This window comes from Streptomyces sp. ICBB 8177 (assembly GCF_003144095.1).
GTDB lineage: Bacteria > Actinomycetota > Actinomycetes > Streptomycetales > Streptomycetaceae > Streptantibioticus_D.
This window is the reverse complement of record NZ_NSKH01000018.1, coordinates 547,990-569,824: the sequence shown is the minus strand read 5'-3', so window position 1 is coordinate 569,824 and position 21,835 is coordinate 547,990. Positions and strand designations below refer to the sequence as shown.

13 protein-coding genes are annotated in these 21,835 nt (G+C 72.3%); 6 read left to right on the top strand and 7 right to left on the bottom strand.

Translation table 11 applies throughout. From position 1 onward, the window contains the following. The first annotated feature begins 83 nt into the window (after nucleotides 1-83). Nucleotides 84-626 (top strand): Lrp/AsnC family transcriptional regulator, encoded by a 543-nt coding sequence (locus CK485_RS10855; protein ID WP_241968277.1) that lies wholly within the window; start codon nucleotides 84-86, stop codon nucleotides 624-626. A 24-nt stretch (nucleotides 627-650) separates the two neighbouring features. On the opposite strand, the gene CK485_RS10850 is transcribed toward CK485_RS10855, so the two are convergent. Both CK485_RS10850 and CK485_RS10845 read right to left on the bottom strand, forming a co-directional pair. Then, a complete protein-coding gene (locus CK485_RS10850) occupies nucleotides 651-2,819 on the bottom strand; it encodes a SpoIIE family protein phosphatase (RefSeq protein ID WP_241968276.1) in 2,169 nt (722 codons plus the stop codon). Nucleotides 2,820-2,930: 111 nt separating this feature from the next. After that, nucleotides 2,931-4,484, bottom strand: a complete 1,554-nt coding sequence (locus tag CK485_RS10845) for an APC family permease (RefSeq protein ID WP_109449439.1) — start codon at nucleotides 4,482-4,484, stop codon at nucleotides 2,931-2,933. A gap of 191 nt (nucleotides 4,485-4,675) precedes the next feature. Here CK485_RS10845 and CK485_RS10840 point away from each other — a divergent pair, with 191 nt between their 5' ends. From CK485_RS10840 to CK485_RS10830, 3 genes are all read left to right on the top strand, one after another. Further along, nucleotides 4,676-5,614, top strand: coding sequence for a hypothetical protein (locus CK485_RS10840; protein ID WP_109449437.1), 939 nt, complete (start codon nucleotides 4,676-4,678; stop codon nucleotides 5,612-5,614). 300 nt (nucleotides 5,615-5,914) lie between these two features. After that, nucleotides 5,915-7,552 (top strand): APC family permease, encoded by a 1,638-nt coding sequence (locus CK485_RS10835; RefSeq protein ID WP_109449435.1) that lies wholly within the window; start codon nucleotides 5,915-5,917, stop codon nucleotides 7,550-7,552. Nucleotides 7,553-7,713: 161 nt separating this feature from the next. After that, entirely contained in the window at nucleotides 7,714-8,250 is a 537-nt protein-coding gene (locus CK485_RS10830) for a hypothetical protein (RefSeq protein WP_109449433.1), read from the top strand. Here CK485_RS10830 and CK485_RS10825 read toward each other — a convergent pair whose 3' ends face one another. The 5 genes from CK485_RS10825 to CK485_RS10805 all read right to left on the bottom strand — a co-directional run bounded on the left by CK485_RS10825 (nucleotide 8,251) and on the right by CK485_RS10805 (nucleotide 19,343). Then, on the bottom strand, nucleotides 8,251-15,474 hold the full coding sequence (locus CK485_RS10825; protein WP_199239311.1) for a non-ribosomal peptide synthetase: 7,224 nt from the start codon (nucleotides 15,472-15,474) through the stop codon (nucleotides 8,251-8,253). It lies immediately after the preceding gene. Further along, nucleotides 15,471-15,746, bottom strand: a complete 276-nt coding sequence (locus tag CK485_RS10820) for an MbtH family NRPS accessory protein (RefSeq protein ID WP_109449431.1) — start codon at nucleotides 15,744-15,746, stop codon at nucleotides 15,471-15,473. Before CK485_RS10820 ends, CK485_RS10825 begins: the two co-directional genes overlap by 4 nt. Further along, entirely contained in the window at nucleotides 15,743-16,555 is an 813-nt protein-coding gene (locus CK485_RS10815; RefSeq protein ID WP_241968275.1) for a YqcI/YcgG family protein, read from the bottom strand. The genes CK485_RS10820 and CK485_RS10815 overlap by 4 nt, the downstream gene beginning before the upstream one ends. Before the next feature lie 199 nt (nucleotides 16,556-16,754). After that, nucleotides 16,755-18,164, bottom strand: a complete 1,410-nt coding sequence (locus CK485_RS10810) for a peptide synthetase (RefSeq protein ID WP_109449429.1) — start codon at nucleotides 18,162-18,164, stop codon at nucleotides 16,755-16,757. A 282-nt stretch (nucleotides 18,165-18,446) separates the two neighbouring features. Beyond that, nucleotides 18,447-19,343 (bottom strand): iron-siderophore ABC transporter substrate-binding protein, encoded by an 897-nt coding sequence (locus CK485_RS10805; protein WP_158288201.1) that lies wholly within the window; start codon nucleotides 19,341-19,343, stop codon nucleotides 18,447-18,449. 340 nt (nucleotides 19,344-19,683) lie between these two features. Between CK485_RS10805 and CK485_RS10800 the strand changes: the two genes are divergently transcribed. Both CK485_RS10800 and CK485_RS10795 read left to right on the top strand, forming a co-directional pair. After that, complete coding sequence (locus tag CK485_RS10800) at nucleotides 19,684-20,691, top strand: iron chelate uptake ABC transporter family permease subunit (protein ID WP_241968436.1); 1,008 nt, start codon at nucleotides 19,684-19,686, stop codon at nucleotides 20,689-20,691. After that, a complete protein-coding gene (locus CK485_RS10795) occupies nucleotides 20,688-21,794 on the top strand; it encodes an iron chelate uptake ABC transporter family permease subunit (RefSeq protein ID WP_241968274.1) in 1,107 nt (368 codons plus the stop codon). Before CK485_RS10800 ends, CK485_RS10795 begins: the two co-directional genes overlap by 4 nt. The last annotated feature ends 41 nt before the right edge of the window (nucleotides 21,795-21,835 follow it).

The window sequence follows — 21,835 nt, the reverse complement described above, 5'->3', positions numbered from 1 at the left end:
AAGGATCATCGGGTGACGGCAATGGACGCCGAGGATTCCTCGGCCGACCAGCCGTCGCCGTGAGTTTTCTGGAGGTCTCCGTCGTGCCGAGTGGCGCTGAACCGAGGATTCCGCCGCCCGGTGCGCGGCCCGCCGCGGCGCTGGACGCCACCGATCTGGCGATCCTGGCGGAGCTGGCGGCGGACGGCCGGCTGACGAACACCGCGCTCGCGGCCCGGGTGGGCGTCGCCGAGTCCACCTGCATCCACCGGGTGCGGGCGCTGCGCGAGTCGGGGGTGGTGCGCGGCTTCCACGCGGAGCTGGACCTGGGCGCCCTCGGCCTGCCGCTCCAGGCTGTGATCCGGGTCAGGCTGGGCAGTCACAACCGCGCCCACGTGCACAGCTTCCACGCGGCGCTGACCGGCATCCCTGGCATGATCACCGCGTTCCACATCGCCGGTGCCGACGACTACCTGGTGCACGTCGCGGTCGAGTCACCGCAGGCTCTGCGCGACCTGGTGCTGGAGCACGTCAACGTCCATCCGGCGGTGCGGCAGACCGAGACGCACCTGGTCTTCGAGGTCATCCCCGGCAGGGGCCCGCTGCCGGAGCGCGCGGGCCCGGCCCGTCCGGGCCGCCGCGGCTGACACGTCGCCGCCCGCGGCGGGCGTTCACCGCGGCGTCGACCGCAGCAGCAACAGGGCCACGTCGTCGGTGCGCCCCTCGGCCGGCAGCGCCTGGCTCATGAACGGGTCGGCCTGGTCGTCCAGCGGGCCGTCGTCGAACCGGGCGAGGCGGTCGGCGAGCGCGGCCTGTGCGGCGGCCATGTCGACGCCGGGGCGGTCCACCAGACCGTCGGTGTACATCGCCAGCACCGTTCCGGGCGGCATCGGCACCCGTACGGTGCGGTACTGCGCGCCCGGGTCGACGCCCAGCACCATCCCGGGGCCGCCCGGCAGGTCCAGCGTCCTGACCTGCCCTTCCGGGGTGCGCAGCAGCGGCGGCGGATGGCCCGCGTTGGCGAGCAGCGCCTCGCCGCGGGCCAGGTCGACGCGCAGGCAGGCGGCACTGGCGAGCAGGGTGCTGTCGAGGTCGGCCATCAGCCGGTTGATCTGGACGAGGACCGCGTCCGGCTGGGCGTCGGCGCGCGCGTAGGCGTGCACGGCGGTGCGGATCTGCCCCATCAGGGCGGCGGCGGCGACGTTGTGTCCCTCGACATCGCCGATGACGGCGGTGGCGGTGTCGCGGTCGGTGCGGATCAGGTCGTAGAAGTCGCCGCCGATCTCCAGGCCCTCGGTGCTCGGCAGATAGCGGGCGGCCGCCTCCAGGCCCGGCAGCAGCGGCAGCGCGTGCGGCAGCAGGCTCTCCTGGAGGCCCTGGGCCAGCTCCATCTTGGTGTCGTACAGCCGCGCCCGGTCCAGCGCCTGGGCGATCAGGCCGCCGAGCGAGGTGAGGATGGCGCGTTCGTCGAAGGCGAAGACGTGGGGTTCGGCGTACGCCAGCACGCAGGTGCCGACCAGCCGCCCCGAGGCCACCAGCGGCAGGTACGCCCATGCCGACATGCCGTCGCGCAGTTCGAAGCGGGCGGGGTAGAGGCGTTCCAGTTCCCCGCGGGACTCGAAGAACGAGGGGGCGCCGGTCTGGAGCGCGCGGGCGCCGGGGGTGGACGCGCCCAGCGGTGTGTTGTCGAAGCTCTCGACGACGCCGGGCGCGTAGCCCCGGTGGCCGACGGTGTGCAGCCGCCCGCCCTCGGCGGTCAGGATCGCCACGCCGTCGCCGCCGAAGGCGGGCACGATCTGGTCGGCGACGAGGTCGACCACGTCCTGCACGCCCGCGGCCTCGGTCAGGGCGCTGGCGAGGTGGAGCAGGTGGTAGAGGACCCCGGTGCGAGTGGGTTCGACGGGTGCCTGAGCCGGCTCGACGCGGGGCAGGGGGTCCTGGTCGTCCTGGGTGACCTCGGCCTCGTTGATCCGGACCGTCAGCCCGGTACCGTCCGGGTACAGGTGGAAGGAGAGCCAGTGGTCCGGGGGCCGCAGGGCCACGAACGAGGTGGGCTCCCGGCTGATCAGCGCGGCGCGGTAGCGGTCCTCGTAGACCGGATCGCGCAGCCAGGGCAGCACCGTCCACGGCTGGGCGCCGAGCAGCCGCCGGGCCGGGACGCCGAGCAGCTCGGCGGCGCCGGGTGTCACGTAGTTCAGGCGGCCGCCCAGGTCCAGGCCGCACATGCCTTCCGGCAGCCGGGCGACCATGGCGGTCAGCGCCTCCTCGCCGCCCACCGCGCCGCCGTCGGGGAGCACACCGAGCGGCCGCGTGCCGGCGTGGACCGGGGTGCCCGCGCGGGCGGCGCGGCGCAGTACGGAGGCGAGCCGCCCGGCGAGGCTCCACAGCCGCTCGCGCTCGACCGGGGACAGCAGGGGCGCGCGGGCGGCCGGCCAGGTGAGGAAGACGGCGCCGTACGTGGTCCCGTCGGCCGTCAGCGGCAGCGCGGCCAGCGAGAAGGGGTAGGGGACGGTCATGGCGATCCGCGGGTAGCGGCGGACCATCTCGTCCTCACCGCTTACCCAGACCAGTTCGGCGCGGCGCACCGCGTCGGTGACCGGGGCGGGGGTCGTCACGCTCACCCTCTCCCAGGGCGCGACGAACTCCAGCGGCAGCCCGAGCACGGTCACGAGTTCCAGGACCTGGTCGCCGCCGGTGAAGGTGTAGAGCGCGGCGCCGTGCACGCCGAGGGTGCCGAACGAGCGCCGCAGCAGCCGCAGGAGCGCGCCGAGGTCGGGGTCGGCCGCCGGCTCGGCGCCGGGCCGCTGCAGGGCGCGGAAGGCCGCCTGTGCGTCGCGCACCGTGATCACCCTCAATCATGGGCGGGTACCCACGTTGGGCTCTATAGGGACGGTACGCCCGGCAGGCCCGTTTTTCCCCTCCTCGTGCCGGGACCGGGACGCTCCGGCCGGCTAGTCACGGCGGGCGGCGGACACCGGCACCACCTCGCGGCGGAAGAAGGCGGGGGCGGTGTACCGGCATACGACCATGAGGATCGCGCCGAGGATCAGCGCGCCGATACCCGTGATGAAGACGCCGCCCAGGTGCCAGTGGACGCCCGGCACGGTCCAGGAGGTGTAGCCGTAGGCGGGGTTGGCGTACACGAAGCAGGCGTCGATGAAGAAGTAGAGGAGCAGCACGCCCCCGAGTCCCGGCATGACGCCCTTGACCCACAGGTCACGCGGACTGCGGGTGAGGACCTTGCGGTAGTACCAGACGCAGGCGAAGCCGGTCATGCCGTAGTAGAACGCGATCATCAGCCCGATGGAGCCGATGGAGTCGGCGAGCAGGTTGTTGCTGACCTTGACCATCACCACGTAGAAGGCGACCGAGGCGAGGCCCATGCCGACCGTGGACCAGGTGGGCGTGAGGAAGCGCGGGTGGATGCGGGCGAAGTGGCTGGGGATGGCGCGGTGGGCGGCCATCGACAAGGTGGTGCGCGCGGTCGGCAGGATGGTGGTCTGGGTGGAGGCGGCGGCCGAGGTCAGGACCATGAGCACCAGCAGTTTGGACAGGAACCATCCGAAGCCGTGGCTGCCGAAGACCTCGCCGCCGAGGCTGGACAGGACGTCGTCGGAGTTGTCGGGGTTGCCCAGGCCGATGCCCTTGGTGCCGATCCCTGCGAAGGCCTCCGCGGACGTGGTGACCAGCACGTAGATCAGCAGCAGCAGGACGGTGGAGATCACGGCGGCGCGCCCGGGGGTGCGGTTGCGGTCGGCGGTCTCCTCGTTGACCGACACCGCCGTGTCCCAGCCCCAGTAGATGAAGACGGCGGCCAGGATACCCTTGGTGAAGGCGTCGAGCGAGCCGACGTTCGTGGGGTCGAACCAGGACCAGGCCACGGGGTGCGAGACGCTGGGCGCGCTCGATCCGTAGGCCTTGACCAGTGCGGCGACACCGAGCACCGCCAGCATCACCACTTCGACGGTGAGCAGGATCTTCTGGCTGTTGGCGGACACCTCGATGCCGATGTAGCAGATCAGCGTCATCAGCGCGATCCACACCACTCCGGCGACGGTGGTCCACAGCGTGCTGCTGGCCACCCCGTACGCGCCGACCAGGTCGAAGCCGTACTGCCCGGCGATCTGCGCGAGGTTCGCCATGACGATCACGTCGGCGGCGACGATGGCCCAGCCGCCCATCCAGCCGGTGCGCGGACCGAAGGCGCGGGCGGCCCAGGTGAAGGTGGTGCCGCAGTCGGGGTCGGCCTCGTTCAGCTCCTTGTAGCCGTAGGCGATCAGCAGCATCGGGATGAACGCCAGGATGATGACGATCGGCGACTGCAGGCCCACCACGGCCACGATGACGCCGAGGGTGGCGGCCAGGCTGTAGGCGGGGGCGGTCGAGGCGATGCCGATGACGACGCTGGACAGCAGGCCGAGCGCGCCGCCCTTGAGCCCCTTGTCCACCGGTTCGCCGTGCGCCGCGGTGGCCGGGGGCGGCCCGGGGGAACTCCGGTCGCTCATGACGTCCTCCGATCCCGCGCGGCGGCAGGTATGGCTACAGCATCCGCCCGCCTCGGATGCCCGACAACCGGTACGCGGCGTCCGCTGTACGCGCAGGTCGGCGACGACTGCGCGTTGCGAAACGACTACCGCGATAACGATCCAGGTCACGATCTGTCGGACCTTCCCGGCCAGCCCTAAGCTCCGGGGGCATGCCGATATTTGGACCCCGCAGGGGGACCCCGCGCCTGGCTCCGGAGCTCGACGACGCCGCGCTGGGCCGGGTCCGCAAACAACTGGAGGCCGCCTCCTCGCCCGGAGCGCTGAGCATCCGCGTCGACCAGGTGGAGCAGGTGCTGCGCGACGCGGGCACCGACTGGGACCGGCGCATGCACCGGCTCGTCGTCCTGGCCAGGGCCGCCGACCCAGCGGTCGCCCAGTCCTGGCGCCGTCGCCATCCGCAGCAGCCGGACCCCGTGATGTTCGGCGCGTGGGTGGACCTGGTGCGCGGGCGGTGGCAGGGCGCACTGGCCGATCCGCGGGCGCTGATCGACGACTGCTACCGGGCCGCCGACCTTGCGCCGGACGACCCGGGGCCGTGGGTGGCGCTGCTGGGGGCGCTGCGCACCATGGCGCGGCCGCTGAACGAGGTGTTGCCGATCTGGCGCGAGGCGACCGCCCGGGACCCGTGGAACCGTGAGGCGCACCTTCAGATGCTGGGGTACCTCTCTCCCGAGGAGTGCGGGTCCCACGTGCAGGTGCTGGACTTCGTGGACTCGGTGCGCTCGGCGGTGCCGCCGGACGCGCCGACCGCGGGCGTCGAGCTGATCGCGCTGGTGGAGCGGCACCTGCGGACGGTCTCCTCGGGCGGCCTGAACGCGTTGATGGCGACCCGGCAGTGGGCGCAGCCGCAGGTGGCGGCGGCGCTCGACCAGGCGCTGACCGACTGGCTCAAGCCGGGTTTCCTCACCCACGCCGCCGCGATCGCCGACCTCAACCTGCTGGCGTACGCGCTGGTCCAGGCCAACCGGGGACTGGACGCGGCGCAGGTTTTCCAGGCGATCGGCGGGCTGGTGACTCCGTGGCCGTGGGGGCTGGACGGCGACCCGGTACGGCAATTCACGTACTGGCAGGGCAGAACGCAGCGCTGAAATACCTCGGGCAGGGCCGGAACCTCAAATTGGACTCAAGTACCCCAAGCCGGGTTCAAGTGGAAGTCAAGTGAAGGTCAAGTGGATACCGTGTGCACCGAACCGTTCGGGTCCCCGTACGACCTGCGGAAACCGCTGGGTCGGGACTACCTGTCGGAAACCCGCGCGGCCAGCTGAGATCGATCTGAGAAACCACCGCCGGAAGGTAACTATTCAGACAACGACTCTTTGCAGAGCTGAGAATGCTCCCTAATCTGAGGCAACTTTCAGCAAGCCCTGTCCTCATTCGAGAGGCCCCTTATGGTTAGCGTTGACAAGCTGGCGCCCGACACCTCCCGCGGCTCCAGCACACTGCGCCGGGACGTCGGACTGATCGGCCTGATGTGGGCGTCGGTGGGCTCCATCATCGGCTCCGGCTGGCTCTACGGAGCGGAGAAGGCCGTCGTGGCAGCCGGACCGGCCGCCATCATCTCCTGGGCGATCGGCGCCGTCGCCGTCGTGCTGCTGGCTCTGGTCCACGCCGAGCTGGGCGGCATGTTCCCGGTCGCGGGTGGCACCGCCCGCTACCCGCACTACGCCTTCGGCGGCCTCGCGGGCATGTCCTTCGGCTGGTTCTCCTGGCTCCAGGCCGCGACCGTCGCCCCCATCGAGGTCGAGGCCATGATCGGCTACGCCGGTCACTGGCACTGGGCGCAGGGCTTCCAGCACGCCAACGGCACCCTGACCACGAGCGGCTTCATAGTCGCCGTGTTCCTGATGGCGGTCTTCGTGGCCGTCAACTTCCTCGGCGTCAAGGTGCTCGCGCACACCAACAGCGCGGCCACCTGGTGGAAGGTCGCGATCCCGCTCGCCACGATCTTCATCATCGCGGCCACCCACTTCCACGGGCACAACTTCACCTCGCAGGGCTTCGCGCCGTTCGGTGCCAAGGGTGTGCTGAGCGCGATCAGCACCAGCGGCATCATCTTCGCGCTGCTCGGCTTCGAGCAGGCGATCCAGCTGGCCGGTGAGAGCCGCAACCCCAAGCGCGACCTGCCGCGGGCCACCATCGGCTCCGTCCTGATCGGCGCGGTGATCTACACCCTCCTCCAGGTGGTGTACATCGGCGCGCTGCCGGGTGCCTCGATCCTGCACGGCTGGGCCAAGCTCAACTACACCGGCATCAGCGGCCCGTGGGCCGGCCTGGCCACCGTGGTGGGCCTGGGCTGGCTGGGCTGGGTGCTGTACGTCGACGCCATCGTCTCCCCCGGCGGGACCGGCCTGATCTACGTCACCTCCACCTCGCGCATCTCCTACGGCCTGAGCAAGAACGGTTACGCGCCGCGGCTGTTCGAGCGCACCGACGCCCGCAGCGTCCCGTGGTTCGGCCTGCTCATCTCGTTCGCGACCGGTGTCATCTGCTTCCTGCCCTTCCCGAGCTGGCAGCAGCTGGTCTCCTTCATCACCTCGGCGAGCGTGCTGATGTACGCCGGTGCCCCGCTGGCGTACGGCGTGTTCACCAACAAGCTGCCGAACCACGAGCGTCCGTACCGCCTCCCCGGCGGCAAGATCATCGCCCCGATCTCCTTCGTGATCGCCAGCCTCATCATCTACTGGTCGGGCTGGACCACCCTGGAGCGCCTGGGCTGGGCGATCATCATCGGCTACGTCCTGCTCGGCGCCTACGCCGCGTACGCCACCAAGAAGAACCTGCCGAACGCCCCGCGCCTGGACTGGAAGGCCGCGCAGTGGCTGCCGGTCTACCTCATCGGCATGGGCATCATCTCGTGGCAGGGCGGCTTCGGCGGCAAGGGCAACATCCCGCTGTGGTGGGACATCGTGATCATCGCGGTGTTCTCGCTCGGCATCTACTACTGGGCGCGCGCCACCTCGGTCCCGGCCGAGGAGATCGAGCGCAACATCGAGCAGGTCGCGGTGGTCGACGAGGGCGGTCACTGACCTCTCGCGTCACCTGAGTGACAACCTGTCAAACCCCTGAACGAACGAGCCCGACCGATTCACCCGGTCGGGCTCGTTCGTGCTTGACGGACACGCCAAGGGCCGCTATTTCCCGATAGAGGGAACCAATTCGGTCACCCTCTGAGCGAGGGAGGCAACGCGTGATCCATTCCCAGCCCTTGCCAGGAGACATCGGACTCACCCGGATCCCCGGCGCCGCCGGACTGTTCATCAGGTTCGGCCAGTGGATCAACGGCAACGGCTTCGCCGACTGGGAGCACGCCTTCCTGGTGCTGCCCGAGGGGCGGTTGCTGGAGGCGGAACCCGGCGGGGCCCGGGTGCGCGCGCTGTCGGAGTACGACGGTGCGCGCGTGCTGTACGTCTGCCCGGATGACCTCACCGACCAGCAGCGCACGGCGATCGTCCAGGACTGCGGCCGGTACACCGGCGTGCCCTACAGCTTCCTCGACTACCTGGCGATCGCCGCCCACCGCTTCCGGCTCCGGCTGCCGGGCCTGCGCCGCTACGTGGCAAGCACCCGGCACATGATCTGCTCCCAACTCGTCGACCAGTGCTACCAGGACGCCGGTGTCCACCTCTTCGATGACAACCGGTGGCCCGGCTACGTGACGCCGATGGCGTTGTACGACCTGCTGGCGCAGGGCGAACAGGCGGAGTCGGTCGTCGAGGTCGCCTAGTCAGCCGTCGAAGTCGCCCAGCTTGCGCTCGATGTGGCGGCCGATCTCGGCGAGCGGGCCGTTGCGGGTCATGTCCTTGTGCTCGCACGCCACGTTGTGGTTCTCGATGGTGCCGTCCACGTACGGCTTCCAGTCGCGGTGCGACAGCGTGGGATCGACCTGATTGGCGGTCGCGGTGAAGAACAGCACGTCGCCGTCGAACACCCGGTGGGTCAGGCCCTGCTGGAGCACCGTCGAGGAGACGAAGGTGTCCATCACGCCCTGGATCGCGGACGGTGACAGCTCCGACAGCACACCGCCGCGTTCTGCGATCACCGCCATCACCCGGTCCCGGGTCAGCGGGGTGCCGTCAAGCTGCGACAGGTCGTAGTGCGACATGTACAACAGCGAGCGCAGCGCCTGCTGTTCGTGGTCGTCGGCGAGCTTCTCCCACGGGTAGCGGGGATACGAGTCGAGCATGCCGAGCAGCCCGACCCGCTCCCCCGCGGCCCGCAGCCGGGTCGCCATGGTGTGGGCGACAACGCCGCCGAACGACCAGCCCACCAGGTGGTACGGGCCGTGCGGCCGCACGCGCCGGATGTGCTCGACGTACTCGGCGGCCATCTCCTCCAGCGTGCCGGGGACGGGCAGTTCACCGCCCAGGGCGCGGCTCTGGATGCCGTACAGCGGCCGGTCGGCGTCGATGTGCCGGCGCAGGCCGGCGAACGGCCAGCTCAGCCCGGACGCCGGATGCACGCAGAACAGCGGAGGCCTGGACCCTGACGTGCGCAGCGGCAGCAGTACCCCGAGCGCCTCGCGGGCACCGGGCGCCGCGGCGGAGGCGGGGGCGTGGCCGTCACGGCTTTCGAGGTACGCGGCGAGCGCGGCCACCGTGGGCCGGGTGAACAGGTCGAGCACCGGAACGTCCCAGCCCAGCCGTGCGCGCAGCGCGGTCTGCACCCGGGCCAGCAGCAGTGAATGGCCGCCCAGATCGAAGAAGTTGTCGTGCGCGCCGACGCCCTCGACGCCGAGCGCCTGCTCCCACGCGTCGGCGACCAGTCGCTGTGTTCCCTCGGCGGGCACGACGTGGCCGCGGCGGTCGCGGGGCGCGGGCTGCCGCTCGTCCCGCGTGGCGAGCGCCTTGCGGTCCACCTTGCCGGAGGTCATCAGGGGGAAGGACGGCACGATGTGGCAGCGTCCGGGCACCATATAGTCGGGCAGCCGTCCGCGTAGCCACTCCAGCAGCGCGTCGCCGTCCGCGTCGCCGTGCACGGGGTCGGGGACGCACCAGGCGACGAGGTGTTCACCGCCGGGCACGCCGCGGCGCACCAGCACGACGGCCTGGCGGACGCCGGGGTGGCCGGACAGGACCGATTCGATCTCTTCCAGCTCCACGCGGATGCCGCGCACCTTGACCTGGTTGTCGATCCGGCCGAGGAACTCGATGCGGCCGTCGGCCCGGTACCGGGCCAGGTCGCCGCTGCGGTACAGGCGGGCGCCCGGTTCACCGGAGAACGGGTCGGGCACGAAGGCGGCGGCGGTACGGGCCGGGTCGCCGAGGTAGCCACGGCCGAGCGGGACCCCGCCGAGGTACAGCTCGCCGGGGACGCCCACCGGCACCGGGTTCATGCCCGGGTCCAGCACGTGCACCCGGGCGTTGGGGTTGGGCCGGCCGATGGTGATGCCGCCGTCCGCGTCGCCCCGGTAGACCTGGCAGGTCACACCGATGGTGGCCTCGGCCGGTCCGTAGCCGTGGTACATCGTGGCGCCCGGCAACCGCGAGCGGAACCGCCGGAACAACTCGGGGGTGAGCACCTCGCCGCCGCACCACACGTGCCTGAGCGACCCGGCCGCCTCGGCGACGTCGTCGCGTTCCAGCATGATGTCGAGGATCGAGGACACCAGGTAGACGAACGCGATCCGTTCGCGGGCGACGAGGTCCAGCAGGTGGCCGACGTCGCCCTCGCGTCCGGCGTCCGCGACCACCAGGGGCGCGCCGGCGGCGAGCGGCAGGAAGATCTCGTTGACGGAGATGTCGAACGTCAGCGGGGCCTTGTGCAGCACGGGGTCGTCGGGGGTCAGGCCCAGCAGCCCGATCTGCCAGGGCAGCCGGTTGCTGACGGCCTGGTGCCGGATCATCGCGCCCTTGGGCGTGCCGGTCGATCCGGAGGTGTAGATGACGTAGCTCAGGCCCTCGGGGTCGATGGCCACCCCGGGATCGTGGTCCGGCTGGTCGCCGAACCAGTCGGCGCACAGGTCGAGTTCGACGGTGGTGACGTCCCCGGGCAGGGCGCCGGCTCCGCCGGGTGTGGTCAGCACGACGGTAGGCGCGGCGTCCGCCACGATGCCGGCGATGCGCGGGGCCGGCCAGGTCGGCTCCAGCGGGACGAAGGCACCCGCGGCCTTCTGGACGGCGAGCAGGCCCACGATCGTCTCGGCACCGCGTGGCAGGTGGACGCCCACGGTGCGCTCGGCGCCGACGCCCAGTTCGATCAGCCGGTGTGCCAGGCGGTTCGCCAGGCAGTTGAGTTGACGGTACGTCAGCCGATGGGGGCCCGCGATCAGCGCCTCGCGGTCGCCATGCGCGCGGACCCGGTCCTCGAACATCTCGGGGAAGGAGCGCGGGTCAACCGGAGCGGCGGTGTCGTTCCACTCCTCGACGACGCGCCGCCGCTCCGCCCGCGACAGCAGCTCCAGGCGGCTGATGGGTGCGTCCGGGTCGGCCACCGCCTGGCGCAGCAGCCGCACCAGCCGGTCGGCGAGCGCCCGCGCGCTGTCCGCGTCGAACAGCTCGACGGCGTACTCGAGGAAGCCCTCGATGCCGTCGCCGTCGGGCGCGTCGCCGAGCGAGAACGTCAGGTCGAACTTGGCCGAGCCGTTGTGCACCCGCACCGGGCGCGCCGCCAGGCCCGGCAGCCGGGGGGCCGGCCGCGCGGCGCCGTAGGAGAGCATCACCTGGAACAACGGGTGACGGGCGGGCGAGCGCACCGGCCGCAGGTGTTCCACCAGCCGCTCGAACGGCAGGTCGTGGTGGTCGAAGGCGGTCAGGTCGCTCTCGCGCACCCGCTCCAGCAGGGTGGCGAAGCCGGGGTCGCCCGAGGTGTCGGTGCGCAGCACGAGGGTGTTGGCGAAGAAGCCCACGAGGTCGTCGAGCGCCCGGTCGGCGCGCCCGGCCACCGGTGTGCCCAGGGGGATGTCGGTGCCCGCGCCCAGCCGGGTCAGCACCGCGGCCAGTCCGGCCTGGAGGGCCATGAAGACGGTGGCGCCGTGGCGGCGGGCCAGTGCGCGCAGCTCGCGGTGGAGCGCGGCGTCGACGCACACCGGCACGACCGCGCCGCGGTGGCCTGCGACGGCGGGCCTGCGGCGGTCGGTGGGCAGGTCCAGCTGCTCCGGCAGACCGGCCAGCCGCTCGGTCCAGAACGCGAGTTGACGCTGCGTCAATTCATTGTTCTTGCCGAGGAGTTCACGTTGCCACAGCGCGTAGTCCGGGTACTGGACGGGCAGCGGCGGCCGGGTGGGGGCGGAGCCCTCGAGGCGGGCGGCGTAGGCGTCGGCGAGGTCGTCGGCCAGCGGTGCCAGCGACCAGTCGTCACCCGCGGCGTGGTGCAGCAACAGCAGCAGGACGTGGTCGCGCGCCCCGGTCCGCAACAGGCGGGCGTGCAGCGGGAGATCGGCGGACAGGTCGAAGGCGTGGCGGGCGGCGGCGCCCAGCTCGGCGTCCAGGCGGTCGGCCGCCACGTCCACGACGTCCAGCTCGACGCTCGCCTCGTCGGCGGGCAGCACGTGCTGGTACGGCTCGTCGCCGCCCGGTGGGAAGAGGGTGCGCAGGCTCTCGTGCCGGGCGAGCAGGTCGTCCAGCGCGCCGCGCAGCGCGTCCACGTCCAGCGGGCCGGTCAGCCGCAGCGCCAGCGGGATGTTGTAGGTGGGGCTGGGGCCCTCCATGCGGTGCAGGAACCACAGCCTGCGCTGGGCGTACGACAGCGGGATCCGCTCCGGCCGCACGGCGCTCGTGAGGCGGGGCCGCAGTTCCGCGGAGGTGTCGAGGCGGGCGGCGAGTCCGGCGGGGGTGGGCGCCTCGAACAGGTCGCGCACCCCGATCCTGGCGTCGAGGGCGTCGCGGACCCGGCCGACCAGGCGGGTGGCCAGCAGCGAGTGGCCGCCCAGCTCGAAGAAGTCGTCGTGCGCGCCGACACGTTCCGCGCCCAGCAGGTCGGCGAAGATCCCGCGGAGCACTTCCTCGCGCGCACCGGTGGGCTCGCGCCCCTCCGGCGGGGTCGCGGCGCCGCGCGGGCCGGGGTCCGGCAGCGCGGCCCGGTCCAGCTTGCCGTTGACGGTCAGCGGCAGGGCGGCCAGCGGGACGACGTCCGCCGGGACCATGTGGGCGGGCAGCAGCGCGGCGGCGTGCCGGCGCAGTTCCCGGGGGTCGGCGTCGGCTCCCGCACGCGGCACCACGTAGGCGGCCAGCGCGCGGCCGGTGCCGTCGTCGTCGCGGGCCACGACGGCGGCCCGGTCGACGGCGGGATGGGTGAGCAGCGCGGCCTCGACCTCGCCGGGCTCGACGCGGAAGCCGCGGACCTTGACCTGCTCGTCGGCGCGCCCGAGGTGGTCCAGGCGTCCGTCCGCGTCCCGCCGTGCCAGGTCGCCGCTGCGGTACATGCGGGCGCCGGGCGGTCCGTACGGGTCGGGCAGGAAGCGCTCGGCGGTCAGACCCGGACGGCCGAGGTAGCCGCGGGCCAGGCCGGGTCCCGCGACGTACGTCTCGCCGGTGGCGCCGGGCGGCACCGGGCAGAGCGCCTCGTCCAGCAGCCGCACCCGCAGGTCCGGGATGGGCACGCCGATCAGCCCGGTGGCGTCCGGCAGCGCGTCGGTGGCGCCGAGGGCGCGGTGGGTGACGTGCACGGTGGTCTCGGTGATGCCGTACATGTTGACGACGCGCGGGGCGTCCTCGGGGTGCCGCCGGTACCAGTCGGCGAGGACGGCGGCCCGCAACGGTTCGCCACCCAGAATGAGGTGACGCAACATCAGTCGGGCGCTCGTCTCCGGATCGTCGCGGTCGGCGAGCACGAGTTGTCCGAACGCGGACGGGGTCTGGTTGAGCACGGTGACCCGCTCGTCCGCCAGCAGGCGCAGGAACGCGGCCGGTTCGCGGCTGACCTCGTAACTCACGACGACGAGGCGGCCGCCGCGCAGCAGTGCCCCGAACAGCTCCCACACGGAGAAGTCGAAGGCGTGGGAGTGGAAGAGCGTCCAGGTGTCGTGCGGGCCGAAGCCGAACCAGTCGTCGGTGGCGGTCAGCAGGCGCACGACGTTGCGGTGCGGGACCACCACGCCCTTGGGCTCGCCGGTGGAGCCGGAGGTGTGGATGACGTAGGCGGCGTCGCCGTCGCTCACGGGGCCGGTCGCGGGTGCGGTGGCGGGCCGCGCGTCGAGCGCCGGGTCGCCGGGGCCGAGCCGGGGCACGAGGCCGTCGTGCTCGGTGGTGTCGCCGATCAGCAGCACGGGGCGTGCGGCGCGCAGCACGGCGGCAGTGCGGGCGGCGGGCTGGTCGGGGTCGAGCGGCAGGTACCCGCCGCCCGCCTTGAGCACCGCGAGCACCGCGACGACCAGCTCCACCGAGCGCGGCAGCGCGAGCGCCACGAGGTCCTCACGGCCGACGCCGCGGGCGAGGAGTTCGTGCGCGAGGCGGTTGGAGCGTGTCTCCAGCTCGCGGTAGGTGACCCGCTCCTCCTCCGCGACCAGCGCGACGGCGTCGGGGCGGGCCCGTACCTGCTCGCGGAAGAGGTCGCAGATGGTCGGGACATCGGGGTGATCGCCCCTCACGTCCTTTACTCGGGACGCCAGTTCGGGCACCCGAGCGCGTTCGTCGTCAGCGATGACGGTGAGCATGCCTATCGGGTCGTCGTACGACCACGCGAAGGCGGTCAGAAAGGTCGCCAGGCGGCGGCGGTGGACAGCCGGGGCGTCCTCGTCGTAGAGGGCGGGGTTGGCGTCCACCTGGAGCGTCGTGCTGCCGTCGCGCGCGTCGTCGCGGAAGCTGACGGTCAGGTCGTCCACCGCTCCGGCCGACAGCGGGCGGACCGCGCCCGTGACCCCGTCGAGACGCAGGTCGGGGCTGGTCAGGCCGACGTTGACCAGCGGGCCGGTCAACCGCCGCCCGGTGGCGGGCAGCCGCAGATCGCGGCGGATGTCCTCGCCTCGGTAGCGGGCGTGCCGCCGCAAGACCCTCAGACGCTCGCTCACTTGACGTACGACCTGATCCGGCGTCATGTCAGGCCGGAGATCGAGCACGAGCGGCAGGACGTTGACGGTGTGGGCCGGGACCCGGGCGGCCGCGGAGCCGAGGCGGCCCGCGTAGGGCAGCCCGAGTACGACGTCCTGTCTGCCGGTGGCGCGGTGCAGGTAGGCGGCGACGGCGGCGAGCTGGAACTCCGGCGCGGTGGTGCCGAGCCGGCGGACTGCCTCCGCCATCGCGGTGCGGGCGGTGTCCGGCAGCGGGGCGGCCGACCGCAGGCAGTCCGCCGAGGGCGGCGCGCTGCCGGAGGCCGCGGCCGGGGTGACCGGTTCCGGCAGCCCCGACAGCAGGGCGAGCCAGTGCTCGCGGTCGCGGGAGCGTCGGCCGGACGCGCCGTACTCGGCTTCCTCCGCCCGCAGTTCGTCGAGCGAGCCGAAGCGCGGGGGTGCCGTCTCCCCGCGCGCCGCCGCGGTGTACAGCTCGGCCACGCGCTGCTGGACCAGCGTGAAGCCGTAGCCGTCCAGCGCGATGTGATGTGCCCGGAAATACCACAGGTGCCGTTCGCCGCCGAGGCTGAACAGGGCGTGCCCGAACAGCGTCCCGGCGGACAGGTCGACCGGCCGGCGCAGGTCCTCGCGCATCCACGCCACCGCGGAGGCGTACGGGTCCAGGTGCGCCGAGGTGTCCACCCGGTGCAGCGGCCAGTCGTCGGCGCCGGCCGGCACCATGACCGGTTCCGGCGCGTCGTCCGGCTCCACGCAGCGCAGCCGCAGCGCGGCCGTCTCGGCGACCGCCTGCCGCAGTGCCGTCTCGAAGCGGTCGGCGTCGAGGGGGCCTTCGAGTTCGACGTACTCGGCGCAGTTGTACGCCGGGCTGCCGGGGTCACGCTGCTGTGCGTACCAGATGCCGGCCTGGGGCCTGGTCAGGGGCCGGGCGTGGGCGCGGTCGGTCATGCGGGCCACTTCCGATTTCGTGGTGGGCTGCGCGGGTGCGGGGTCGGTCGGCGGGGTCACGCGGCAGGCCCTCCCCCGGTTCCGGTGGCGCGGACGACGCTGAGCGGACGCATGTCGGTCCACACCCGTTCGATGTGCGCCAGGCACTCCTCGCGCTCGCCGTGCACACCGGTGTCCCGCCATCCCGCGGGCAGCGGGCGCCAGACGGGCCATAGCGAGTACTGGCCCTCGTCGTTGACGACGGCGGCGTACGGCGGCTCGACCGCGGGGGCGGCTTCGGCGCAGAGGGCGTGCGCGGCACCCGCGCCGGGGGCTTGCTCGGGGCTGGTCATCGCGGGTCCTCGGAAGTCGTCGTGCCGTCCTGCGCCGTCGCCCGGTCGCGGGAGGCGTGGAAGGGGCAGGCGGGCAGGCTCCCGCCGTTGGTGTCGGGCAGGAAGTACTGCCGCCACTCGCGGTTGCCCGGCTCGCCGTGGTCGCCCAGCTCGGCGGCCGGTTCCATGCGGTCGAAGCGGCGGATGCGGTTGCGGATCACCTGCCGGGCCTTGGCACCGCGCGGGGACCGGGGTTCCAGGCCCTCGAAGACCCAGCGCGGCTGAAAGGTGATCATGAAGCCCGGGCTGTTGCGGCTGTGCCGGGTGGTGTGCGCCGGGGTGTTGCACACCACGAAGATCTCGGTGCCGCCGAAGCTGAACTCCCACATGAGTTCGTTCGGATCGGTGGGCACGTGGGCGGGCCAGGGCTGGGGGTCCTTCTCGTGCAGGAACCGCAGCACCGACCAGAAGCGGGCGAAGTACTGCTCCAGCGTGAGGAGTTGCTCCTCGGGCGGGAAGAACACCACGAGGGAGGTGTCCCGGCCCAGCTGCTGGTAGCAGTCGAGGTAGCCGTCGAGGATGTCGACGAGCGGACCCCAGGCGCCGTCGTCGTGCGGACTGTCCACGAAGCCGAAGCGCAGCGCGTGCTTCTTCGCGGCGGCCACGGCGAAGGTGCACGGGAAGGGTCTGTCCCCGCTGAGCAGGGTGGTGATCAGGTCCCGGGCCACCGGCGGGCCCCAGGAGGGCAGCGCGCCGATGGTGCAGGAGGTCAGGGCCTCGTCGGACAGCGGGCTGCCGTCGGGCTCGGTGCGGTCTTGGGGGGTGGGCACTGCTGGAACTCCGTCCCGGAGAAGGCCGCGGGGCGATGGCGTGCGCCCCGCGGTCCTCAGTGACTCAACTGGTCTGCTGCACAGGGGTGATGACGTGACGTCATGTGACGAGCAGGTATCGGCCCGCCGTGGCGGTCTCACGGCTGACCGGCCGGGCGCCGCTCGCGCGGGGGCGGCCCGGCCGGTGCCGGGGCGGTGCTCAGAACCGCTGGTACATCTCCTCGGGGATGATCGGCTGGTGGTAGGTGCACTCGCCGGACAGCACCGTGGAGCCGTGCAGGCGGGAGACCGGGATCAGCACCTTGTCGCCCTCTTCGAGGTCGATCTTGTGGGTCACGTTGTTCCAGAAGTGCATCTGGCCGCGCTCGACCATCACCAGCCGGTGCTCGTTGTGCACGTGCGTGGTGGAGGTCTCCTCGTGACTCTCCACGAAGGTGTCCAGGTCCACGGTGACGCCGTTGTCCTGGATGTAGGTGTTGATGCGCTCGGCCTTGGCCTGGTGCGCCGGGATGTCGTCGGCCCAGGCGAGCTGCTGCGCGAGGTCGTCGTCCCACAGCGCCGCGAACCAGCGGGCGTCGGCGAAGCCGTTGTGGAAGCGCTCGACGACCTCGGCGCCGAAGGTGCGGTGCAGGGGCGCGATCAGCCGGTCGACGAGTGCGTCGAGATGGTCCTCGGAGTCGATGTGGAAGTGGCCGAACAGACCGCTGCGCAGGCCGAGTCCGTCCTCGAAGACCTCGGCGTAGCGCGCCGAGGTCGCGGCCTCGTCGATCTTGTGGTGCACCAGCGCGCCGAGGAACTCCGGGTACTTCTCGCGGTGGTGCGACAGCCAGTGCAGGTGGTTGCCGCGCGCCAGCGAGGTGCCGAGGTACAGCTGCCAGTAGGCGGCGGCGGTGGGCTTCAGGCCCGCGCCGTCCAGCAGCGAGCGGTAGCTGTCGTGCAGTCCGGCCCAGGTGCGGTACTCGTCCAGCAGGTAGGTGCGGCCCCCGGGGTGGGTGACGTCGTACTCGCCGAGTGCGGCGCGGCCCGCGGCGGCCTTCGCGGCCGGCAGGTAGGCGCTGAGCTGAAGCATGACGAAGGTGGCGGACGCCTTGCGGTCCTTGGTGGACAGCGCGGTGGTGAAGGCCTTGCCGGGCTCGGCCTGGCGCCGGCGGTGGTGTTCGCGCACCTCGCGCTTGAGCGCCTCGGGGTCGGCGCTGCCGAGCGGCTTGCGCTCGCCGTCGAGGAGAGTGAACAGGTGCTGTTCCAGGATCGGCTGGGCGAGCGCGCTCAGTATGCGGTTGCGGTCGTTGTAGAACGCGGCGCCGTCCGAGGCCGCGGCGTCGCCCGCGGTCGGCGGCAGGTAGAGCAGGCCGCTGTCGTAGACGTTGCGGAGCATCCGGTGTCCGAGCAGGGCACTGAGCTTGAGGGCCTTGGCGGACGGCATCGGCTTGCCGTAGTCGAGCCACGCGAGGTCGTCGGGGCGCACCGGGCGGCGGAACGGGTTCTCCTCGGTGGTGAGTTCCTCCCACTCGGCGGCCCGGAACGCGGTGTTGGCGGCGAACGCCTTGACGATGCTGTTGGCGTCCTCGTGGTCCAGCCCGGCGAGTGTCTCCGCGTGGTCGAGCGGCATGGCGTTCCTCCGAATCGGGTGCGGCCCGCGGGGCATGGACGGGTGGAACGCCCGCGGGTCCGTAGCAAAATCTTAGTTAGGTAAGCCTTCCCTTACTTAACAGCTTGAGTCAAGTGCGCTCGCAATGACGCGAAACCGGTCGCACGGCCTTCAACGGCGGTCCGTGCGGCGGCGATCGGGCATGCCGAAGGACCGCACGCCGTCACCACGGCATGGCGTGCGGTCCTTCGGGGGGCCCGGACGGAATCCCCTCGCGTCAGGAGGCGGGGCGGGCCGCGCGGGCTACTTCAGCGCCTGCGCCAGCGGCGGCAGGAGCTTGTCCATCTCCCACGGGACGCTCAGCACGCTCGGCGCGCCGGACGCCTGGGCGAGCGTGCGGTCCACCGCCACGTAGGCCTTCCTCCGCACCGCGGGCAGCTTCTTGAAGACCGCGTCGGACTCCAACCGCTTCTGGTCCTGCGGGGTGTTGTACCAGACCAGCAGCGCGTCGGAGGTCAGCTCGTCGAGGTGTTCCATGCTGAGTGAGTTGGCGAAGCTGTTCATCTTCGCGGCCTTGGCCACCACCGGGTCGATCGTGAGGCCGACCTTCTCCAGCACCTTCGTGCGGTCGTCGGTGTAGAGCACGACGCGGCCGTTGGCGGGCTGCGGGAAGGCGTAGACGAAGCTCTTGCCGTTCAGCGAGGGGTACTTGGCGGCGTCCCGCTTGAGCCCCTTCTCCACGTTCGCGACGGCCTGGTCGGCCTCCTTCCGGCGGCCGAGCACCTTGCCGATCAGGTCGGTCTGCTCCTGCCACGGGGTGCCGTACGGCTTACGCCCGGACAGGTAGGCCACGGTCGGGGCTATCTGCGAGAGCTTGGCGTAGTCGGATGCGGTGATGCCGGACTGCACGGCGAGGATGAGGTCCGGGTGGAGAGCGGCGATCTTCTCGACCGGGTAGCCGTCCGTGGTGTCCAGCACCTCCGGCCGGGAACCGCCGAGCGCGCTCTCGGCCCACGGCCCGACGCCGTTCTTGAAGCCCTCCTCGGTCTTGACGATCGCCACCGGCTTGACGCCGAGCGCGAGCGCCGCGTCCTGGTCGCTCCAGCCGAGGGCGACGACCCGCTTGGGGGCGGACGTGACGGTGGCCGAACCGAAGGCGGTCTTCACCGTCACCGGGAACGCGCCAGGGTCGGTCTTCATAGACGGCCCGCCACCGCGCGAAGCGTCCGACGACCTGTCCGATGCGCCGCCCCCGCAGGCGGTGAGCGTCAGGGCGGCGGCCAGCAGGCAGGCGCCCATGGCCGGCGCGTGACGGCGGCGTGGTCGCGAGGGTGCGTTCATGACGGTGGTGATCCTTTCGGGGGTACTGCGGGCAGCACGAAGAGCGCCGCGCTCATTGCCGGCGCGACCGCTCATTGCTGGCACGACAAAGGTTAGGCTAACCTCACTTCCCGTGCCCCAGTCCACCGCATCCGAGATACGTCGGTCCACCGCATCCGAGACCCGCCCCGTTGCGTCCCCCGGCGCACCGGCCGGCCCGGTGTGGCGCCGTTCCACCACCGGCCGGGCGCTCGGCCTGATCGCCTGCCTCGGGGTGCTCGCCGTGGTCCTGCTGCTGAGCCTGGCGATCGGTGCCAAGTCGATCCCGCCGCACAGCGCCTTCGACGCGCTCTTCCACTTCGACGGCAGCGACGAAGAGCTGGTGGTACGTCAGCAGCGCTTTCCCAGAACGGCGTTGGGACTGGAGGTCGGCGTGGCGCTGGGGCTGGCCGGCGCGCTGATGCAGGCGCTGACCCGCAACCCCCTGGCCGACCCCGGCATCCTCGGCGTCAACTCCGGCGCCTCGGCGGCGGTCGCGGTGGCCGTCGGCTTCCTCGGCCTGAACGGCACGCTGTCGTATGTCTGGTTCGCCTTCGCGGGGGCCGCGCTGGTCTCGGTCGTGGTCTACGCGCTCGGCTCGGCGGGGCGCACGGCCGCGACGCCGGTCCGGCTCGCGCTGGCCGGGACAGCGGTGACCGCCGCGCTGACCGCGTTCACCTCGGCGGTGCTGCTGCTGAAGCCGGACGCCTTCGACCAGTTCCGCTACTGGAACGTGGGCTCGGTGGTGGGCCGCGACGCCTCGGTGATCTGGCAGGTCATGCCGTTCGTCACGGTGGGTGCGGTGTTGGCGCTGGGGCTGGGCCGATCGCTCAACGCGCTGGCGCTGGGCGAGGATTCGGGCCGCGCGCTGGGCGTGCGCCCCGGTCGCACCCGGGCGCTGGGTGCGCTGGCGGTCACGCTGCTGTGCGGGGCGGCGACCGCCGCGGTCGGGCCGATCGGCTTCGTCGGTCTGGTCGTCCCGCACCTCGCGCGCTTCCTCACCGGCCCGGACCAGCGCTGGGTGCTGCCGTACTCGGCGGTGCTGGCCCCGGCGTTGCTGGTGGGCTCCGACGTGCTGGGGAGGGTGGTGGCCCGGCCGGGCGAGGTGGAGGTGGGCATCGTCACGGCCTTCCTCGGCGCCCCCGTCTTCATCGCGCTGGCCCGTGGCGGAAGGATCTCCCAGCTGTGAACTCCACCTCCACCGTGCGGGATCCGGCCCCTTCGCGTGCCGCGGGCGAAGGCGACGCGTCCGTCGCGCTCAGGCCGTTCCGGGTAGTGCGGATCGGCGACGCGGTCTCGGTCCGGGTCAGGGTGCGCAGCGCCGTCGTGTGCGCCGCGCTGCTGGCGGGCGTGGTCGCGGTCGGCCTGTACACCCTGGCCACCGGCGACTACTCGATTCCCGTTCCCGACGTGGTACGCGCCCTGCTGGGCGGCGGCGACCAGGCCACCCACTTCGTCGTGGACTCGCTGCGCGCCCCCCGTCTGGTGACCGGCGTCCTGGTGGGCGCCGCGCTGGGCGCCTCGGGCGCGGTCTTCCAGAGCGTCACCCGCAATCCGCTGGGCAGTCCCGACGTCATCGGCTTTGGCACCGGGTCGGCGTGCGGCGCGGTGGCCGTCATCGTGCTGGCGCACGGCGACGCGCCCGCGGTCTCCGCCGGCGCGCTGGCGGGCGGTCTCGCCACCGCCGCGGCGGTGTACCTGCTGGCACTGCGGGGCGGCGCGGTGCGGGGCTTCCGGCTGATCCTGGTCGGCATCGGCGTCACCGGCATGCTGACCGCGTTCGACCAGTGGATGCTGACCCGGGCCTCGATCAACGACGCGGTGACCGCGCAGATCTGGCTCACCGGAAGCCTGAACGGGCGCGGCTGGGCGCAGGCGGTGCCGCTCGCGATCGCGGTGGCCGTGCTGTTGCCGCTCACCGCGCTGCTCAGCCGGCAGGCGGACCTGCTGGAGATGGGGGATGACGCCGCGCGGGCCCTGGGTCTGCGGGTGGAGCGCGGCCGGCTGACGCTGGTGGTGTCGGCGGTGGCGCTGGTCGCGGTGGCGACCGCGGCGGCCGGGCCGGTGACCTTCGTGGCGCTGGCGGTGCCGCAGATCGCCCGGCGGCTGACGAAGACCCCTGGGGTGGGCGTGGGTCCGGCGGCGGCGACGGGCGCGCTGGTGGTCCCGGTGAGCGACCTGGCGGCGCAGCGGATGTTTCCCTCGGAACTCCCGGTGGGGGTGGCGACCGGCGCGGTCGGCGGTGTGTATCTGGCGTTCCTGCTGGCCCGGCAGTGGCGCGGTGGGAAGTGAAGGCCTCGGCGGACGCGCCGGCCACGGGCACAGCGGTGCCA